Origin of the sequence: Kribbella sp. (assembly GCF_035687465.1) — a bacterium.
Taxonomy (GTDB): domain Bacteria; phylum Actinomycetota; class Actinomycetes; order Propionibacteriales; family Kribbellaceae; genus Kribbella.
The window spans coordinates 1-5,737 of sequence record NZ_DASRXP010000650.1 but is presented as its reverse complement, the minus strand read 5'-3'; the positions used below and the strand labels follow the sequence as shown (position 1 = coordinate 5,737).

The 5,737-nt window shown below is 68.0% G+C and carries 6 protein-coding genes; 5 read left to right on the top strand and 1 reads right to left on the bottom strand.

The window, feature by feature from the left end; genetic code table 11:
- Positions 1-159: 159 nt before the first annotated feature.
- On the top strand, positions 160-654 hold the full coding sequence (locus tag VFG33_RS34650; protein WP_325057241.1) for a GNAT family N-acetyltransferase: 495 nt from the start codon (positions 160-162) through the stop codon (positions 652-654).
- Positions 655-677: 23 nt separating this feature from the next.
- Here VFG33_RS34650 and VFG33_RS34645 read toward each other — a convergent pair whose 3' ends face one another.
- Positions 678-1,244, bottom strand: a complete 567-nt coding sequence (locus VFG33_RS34645) for a TetR/AcrR family transcriptional regulator (protein ID WP_325057240.1) — start codon at positions 1,242-1,244, stop codon at positions 678-680.
- A gap of 83 nt (positions 1,245-1,327) precedes the next feature.
- Here VFG33_RS34645 and VFG33_RS34640 point away from each other — a divergent pair, with 83 nt between their 5' ends.
- The 4 genes from VFG33_RS34640 (at position 1,328) to VFG33_RS34625 (ending at position 5,597) form a co-directional block, all read left to right on the top strand.
- A complete protein-coding gene (locus VFG33_RS34640) occupies positions 1,328-1,645 on the top strand; it encodes a hypothetical protein (protein WP_325057239.1) in 318 nt (105 codons plus the stop codon).
- A 45-nt stretch (positions 1,646-1,690) separates the two neighbouring features.
- Positions 1,691-2,866, top strand: a complete 1,176-nt coding sequence (locus tag VFG33_RS34635) for an acetoin utilization protein AcuC (protein ID WP_325057238.1) — start codon at positions 1,691-1,693, stop codon at positions 2,864-2,866.
- A gap of 117 nt (positions 2,867-2,983) precedes the next feature.
- Positions 2,984-3,199 (top strand): helix-turn-helix domain-containing protein, encoded by a 216-nt coding sequence (locus VFG33_RS34630; RefSeq protein WP_325057237.1) that lies wholly within the window; start codon positions 2,984-2,986, stop codon positions 3,197-3,199.
- Between the two features lie 154 nt (positions 3,200-3,353).
- On the top strand, positions 3,354-5,597 hold the full coding sequence (locus VFG33_RS34625; RefSeq protein ID WP_325057236.1) for an MMPL family transporter: 2,244 nt from the start codon (positions 3,354-3,356) through the stop codon (positions 5,595-5,597).
- The last annotated feature ends 140 nt before the right edge of the window (positions 5,598-5,737 follow it).

The following is a 5,737-nucleotide window of genomic DNA, read 5'->3' as shown; positions in this document are numbered from 1 at the left end:
ACCCGCGAACCACCCACACCTATGAACCCGCGAACCACCCACACCTCTGAACCCGCGGACCACCCGCGCTCGGCGTACCGGCGTACTGGGCAGTCGGGGATGGCGCCGGGCCTGCAAACCTGGGTGACGGTGGTGTGGGGGGAACGGCAGGATGGGGGTATGGGTTTGAGGGTTCGGGTGCTGGGTGAGGACGACTGGAAGACGTTGCGGGAGGTGCGGTTGCGGGCGTTGCTCGAGTCGCCGGGGTCGTTCTACAGCACGTATGAGGAAGCGCACCGGCTGGATGAGGACGGGTGGCGCGAGCGGTTGCGGAGTGCGGAGCGGGTGACGTTGCTGGCCGAACTGGATGGGCGCGGGGTCGGGATGATCGTCGGGGCGCCGGCTGGTGAGGACGAGCAGATGGACGACGCCGCCTTGATGCTCGCGATGTGGGTAGAGCCGGAATCGCGGGGCCAGGGTGTGGCGGATGCGTTGACTACTGCGTTGCTCGATTGGTCGCGGGCGCAGGGGTACGGGACTCTCTTGCTGTGGGTGTACGGCGCTGCGCCGCGGGCGGCCGCGTTCTACCGGCGGGCCGGGTTCGTGCCGACCGGGCGGGTCGAGACGTTCGGCGACGACAGCCGACCGTTGACGCTGATGGCTCAGGCGCTATAGCCGCTGGCGGTGTGTCGGGCCGATCAAGGAGTGGTCGTCGGAGTTCCTTGGATGAGGTGGCTGAGGAGCGGTTCGATTGCGGCGGTGATGTCTTCTGGGGTTGCCGTTGCCAAGCCTTCGAGGTGGATCAGGTGACGGCCGATCACCGTTCCGAGGGTGATTGCGCCGATCAGGGCGGCTCGCAGTACGGCGTCGTCGCCGGGGAGTTGAGCCGCGACCTGCTGCTGTTGCCGGGTCATCGCGGCACGGACCTCGACGCCTGCCTCGGGGTGGGTGAAGATCGACCGCAGGGCGGCGAGTGCTGCCGTTGGTTCGTCGGCCAGTTTGTCGGTCAGGCCGGCCGTCAGGAGTTTCGCGATCTCCGCCGGGCTGCCGGTGATCGGGCCGTCGGCCGGGATCGTCGCAACCTGGGCGAACAGTTTCTCCTTGGAGCCGAAGTACCGCATCACCAGACCGGCGTCGCTGTTCGCGGCCGCGGCGATCGCGCGGATCGTGGTCCGGTCGTACCCCTGCTCGCCGAACAACCGGCGGGCCGCGTCGAGGATGCGCTGCTCGGTCAGTCGCCGGGCCTCGGCCCGTGAGGTGGTCATGAGCTTCAGCCTACGCGTGTTGACCGAAGCAACAGGAGGGGGCTACATTTCAGTCAACATACGTAGACTGAAATGAGGGCGTCATGCGGACGATCGTGCTGGGCTTCCTGGCCGGGCTGATGGGACTGAACGCGCTACCGCATCTGATCCGCGGGATCACCGCCCAGGAGTACCCGAACCTCACCGGCAACTCCCCGGTCCGCAACGCGGTCGCGGCCTGGGGCGGGTTGGTGATCGCCGGCCTGCTCGCCGCCTGGTCCGACGCCGGCGCGCATCCCTGGACCGCCTTCGTGGCCGTGGCTCTCGGCGCCTTGGTGATGGTCGTTTTCCATGCGTCGGGTGGCGCCTACCGGCTCAACACGCGGTTCGGGAAGGAGAACCCGGTGCGGCAGGATCGGTGAACAGGGCGGGGACGAGTACGGCGTGCGCGGGCTATGGTCTTCGGCATGAGCGGTGAGGCGATGCTGGTCTTCGACGAGGGTCTGACGGCGTACGACTTCGGTCATGGGCATCCGATGAGTCCGATCCGGGTGGATCTGACCGTGCGGCTGGCCCAGGCCCTCGGCGTACTCGACCTGCTGAAGGTGGTGCCCGCGCCGGTGGCCGACGACGCCCTGCTCGGCACCGTGCACACAGCCGAATACATCGCGGCGGTGAGACGCGCGGGCGAGAATCCGGACGTTCCTGATCTGGCCCCCGGTCTCGGTACCGGTGACACCTACACCTTCCCGCATATGCACGAGGCGTCGGCGCATGTGGTGGGTGCTTCCGTCGAGGCAGCCCGAGCTGTCTGGGAAGGCGATGTCCTCCACGCGGCGAACATCGCGGGCGGGTTGCACCACGCGATGCCCGCGATGGCCAGTGGGTTCTGCGTCTACAACGACCCGGCCGTGGCGATCCAGTGGTTGCTCGATCATGGTGCCGAACGAGTCGCCTATGTGGACGTGGATGTGCACCACGGCGACGGCGTACAGGCTGTGTTCTATGACGATCCTCGGGTGCTGACGGTGAGTCTGCACGAGTCGCCGACCACCTTGTTCCCGGGGACCGGGACCGCGGGCGAGACCGGTGGGCCCGGGGCGGAGGGCTCGGCTGTGAACGTGCCGCTGCCGCCCGGGACTGGCGATGCCGGCTGGTTGCGGGCGTTCCACGCGATCGTGCCGGACGTTGTGAAGGCGTTTCGGCCGGCGGTACTGGTGACGCAGCACGGGTGCGACTCCCATGTCGAGGATCCGCTGGCTCATCTGACGAAGACCGTCGACGGCCAGCGCGCGGCGTACCTGGCGCTGCATGACCTGGCCCACGAGGTCTGTGGCGGCAAGTGGGTGGCGACCGGAGGTGGCGGCTACGCGATCATCGACGTGGTCCCGCGTGCCTGGACGCACCTGCTCGCGATCGTGGCCGGCCAGCCGATCGACCCGTTGACACCGGTGCCGGAATCGTGGCGCGAGGAGGTCCGGATGAAGTACGCCCGGGTCGCGCCGCTGCGGATGACGGACGGCCGCGACGCGTCGTACGTGGACTGGTCGACCGGCTACAACCCCGACACCTGGCTCGACCGATCGATCAAAGCGACGCGCGACGCGAGCTTCCCGTTGCTCGGTCTGGACCCCTCCTACTAGTCACACCAGACACCCCCTTTCCCATTCGCACCAACAGCCACTACGCTCGGTTCATGCACGGGCGGAGGTGCCGGAGGGGAAGCCGGCGCACGACTCGTGCTGGAAGTGCGGTGCGCAATGGCATCAAAGAAGTCCGGTGGTGAGCAGCCGCTCGCCGAGGTGAAGTTCCTGACCGTGGCTGAGGTCGCCACGGCCATGCGCGTGTCCAAGATGACGGTGTACCGCTTGGTGCACTCCGGTGAGCTGCCCGCGGTGCGGGTGGGTCGATCCTTCCGGGTGTCTGAGGATGCCGTGCACGACTACCTCAAAGGCGCCTTCTACCAGGCCGGATAACCACGAGAAGCGCAAGCGGCCGGTCCCTCACGGGGACCGGCCGCTTCGCTGTTCGCTCCTTCAGCGCTCTTGCTAAGTGGAAGATTCCTCCATATAGTTCGGAGGAATCTTCCACTTAGTCGATGTTAGCCCGCCGAGGAGCGCTTGAGTAGCCATGGCACACACCGATCACGTACCCAATCCGCAGATCGGCCTCCTGGGCCGGCTCGCCCGCTTCGCCTTCCGCCGCCGCGGCCCCGTCGTCCTGGGGTGGATCGCGGCCCTGCTGCTGACGTTCGGGCTCTCGGCCGCGTTCAGCGGTGACTTCTCCGTCGACTACTCCGCGCCGGGATCCGACTCGCAGGCGGCTCAGCAGTTACTGGTGGATCGCTTCCCGGCGCAGTCCGGCGACACGGTCACCGTGGTGGCCCATGCAGACGCCGGTGCCGCGAGCGTCCGTGGCGACATCTCCAGACTGCTCGGCGAACTCCGAACGGTTCCGCATGTGATCGGTGTCGATGACCCGTTCGCTGCGCCGGGCGGACTTTCGGCTGACGGGCAGACCGCTGTCGCGCACCTGCAGCTCGACGTGCCCAATCCCGGCCAGATGCCGGTCGAGGACAGCACCCGGCTGATCGACATCGCCAAGGAACACAAGTCTGCGGACCTCGACGTGGCTCTCGGTGGGCAGTCGATCGCCCTGGCCGAGCAGGGTGCGATCGGGTCCGAGGGCATCGGCCTGGCCGCTGCCGCGCTCGTCCTGCTGCTGACCTTCGGCTCAGTGGTCGCGGCAGGGTTGCCGATCGCCGTCGCGATCGCCGGGCTCGCGGTCAGCGCATCCCTGACCGGCCTGCTGATCCGGTTCGTCGACGCGCCTGAGTGGTCGACCTCGCTGGCCACGATGATCGGGATCGGCATCGGTATCGACTACGTCCTGCTGATGGTGACGCGGTTCCGTGAATGGCGCGCGGCCGGGCTCGACCCCGAAGCCGCCACCGTCGCCACCCTCGACACCGCCGGCCGTTCCGTGGTGGTTGCCGGCAGCACTGTGATCATCAGCCTGCTCGGCCTGTTCGCGATGGGGATCTCGTACATGCGCGGCGCCGCGCTGGTCACGATCCTCGGCGTACTGGTCGTGGTCGGTGCCAGCATGACGCTGTTCCCGGCACTGCTCGGCTACTTCGGTCGTCATGTCGAACGCCTGCGGCTGCCGCTTGGCCGCCGCAGCCCGGCGTCGCTGGTCACGATCGACGGCCATGTGCGCCCGAGTCGTTTCTGGCTGGGCTGGAGCCGAATCGTCCAGCGGCATCGGTTCATCGCGGTGCTGGCCGGCGTGGCCGCGCTCGTCGCCCTCGCCCTTCCTTTCCTCAATGTGCAGTTCGGCTTCCCGGACGCGGGCAACAACCGGACCGAGACGACCACCCGGCAGGCCTACGACCAGATCGCGAGCAGCTTCGGCGAAGGGGCCAACGGGCCGTTGCTCCTGGCTGTCCAGCTGCCCGGCGCGGGCAACGACACTGTGCTGACTACTTTGCGAACCGCCATCAGTACGACGCCTGGCGTCGCCCAGGTCTCGCCGCCACAGCTCAACCAGGCCAGCGACACCGCAGTACTCACCATCATCCCGACGACCGGGCCGCAGGACCCGAAGACCGAGGACCTGGTCCACCTCCTGCGGGACACCACGATTCCCGCCGCGGTGGACGACACCGGCGCGACCGTCCGGGTCGGGGGAGTCGTCGCGACCTCGATCGACAGTACGGCGGACCTGGCCGGCCGGATCCCGTTCCTGATCGGCGGGGTGGTCGCGTTGTCGATGCTGTTGCTGCTCGTCGGGTTCCGCAGTGTCGCGGTGGCAGGCAAGGCCGCGGTGATGAATCTGCTCTCGGTCGGCGCGTCGTACGGGGTCGTCGCGATGGTGCTCGAAGGCGGCTGGGTCGGCCGGCTGGTCGGCATCGATACGCAGACGCCGCTGCCTCCGTTCGTTCCGGTACTGATGTTCGCGGTGCTCTTCGGGCTGTCGATGGACTACGAGGTCTTCCTGGTCAGCCGGATGCGCGAGGCGTGGACCCGTACTGGCGACAACGTCCGGTCGGTGAGCGAGGGCCTGGCGGGAACGGCCCGGGTGATCACCGCCGCCGCGGCCATCATGATCGCGGTCTTCGTGGCCTTCGTGCCGAGCCCGGACGTGATGCTGAAGGTCATCGGCGTCGGGATGGCGACCGCGATCTTCCTGGATGTGGCAGTGGTCCGGTTGCTCCTGGTGCCGGCCGTCATGCACATCCTCGGCCGGGCCAACTGGTGGATGCCGGATTGGCTCGGTAGGCGGCTTCCCGAGTTGCACATCGAGGGTCGTCCGGAGCAACACCTGGCCGCGCGTCCCGTAGTACTGCCGGAACCGGTGCCGAACCTGGCATAGCATTCCGGGGTTGGGCACCGGACTGCGAGGAGGCAGGGTGAGCGAGGCACGACCGATGCGCGCGGACGCTCGCCGCAAGCGGGAAGCGATCCTGCTGGCCGCGGTGGAGGTCTTCGCCGATCACGGGGTGGACATCGCTC

What these genes read in the sequence shown, in the direction of transcription:
- VFG33_RS34650 (WP_325057241.1), top strand. Translation starts at nt 160, where the DNA reads ATGGGTTTGAGGGTTCGGGTGCTGGGTGAGGACGACTGGAAGACGTTG.
- VFG33_RS34645 (WP_325057240.1), bottom strand. Translation starts at nt 1,244, where the DNA reads ATGACCACCTCACGGGCCGAGGCCCGGCGACTGACCGAGCAGCGCATC.
- VFG33_RS34640 (WP_325057239.1), top strand. Translation starts at nt 1,328, where the DNA reads ATGCGGACGATCGTGCTGGGCTTCCTGGCCGGGCTGATGGGACTGAAC.
- VFG33_RS34635 (WP_325057238.1), top strand. Translation starts at nt 1,691, where the DNA reads ATGAGCGGTGAGGCGATGCTGGTCTTCGACGAGGGTCTGACGGCGTAC.
- VFG33_RS34630 (WP_325057237.1), top strand. Translation starts at nt 2,984, where the DNA reads ATGGCATCAAAGAAGTCCGGTGGTGAGCAGCCGCTCGCCGAGGTGAAG.
- VFG33_RS34625 (WP_325057236.1), top strand. Translation starts at nt 3,354, where the DNA reads ATGGCACACACCGATCACGTACCCAATCCGCAGATCGGCCTCCTGGGC.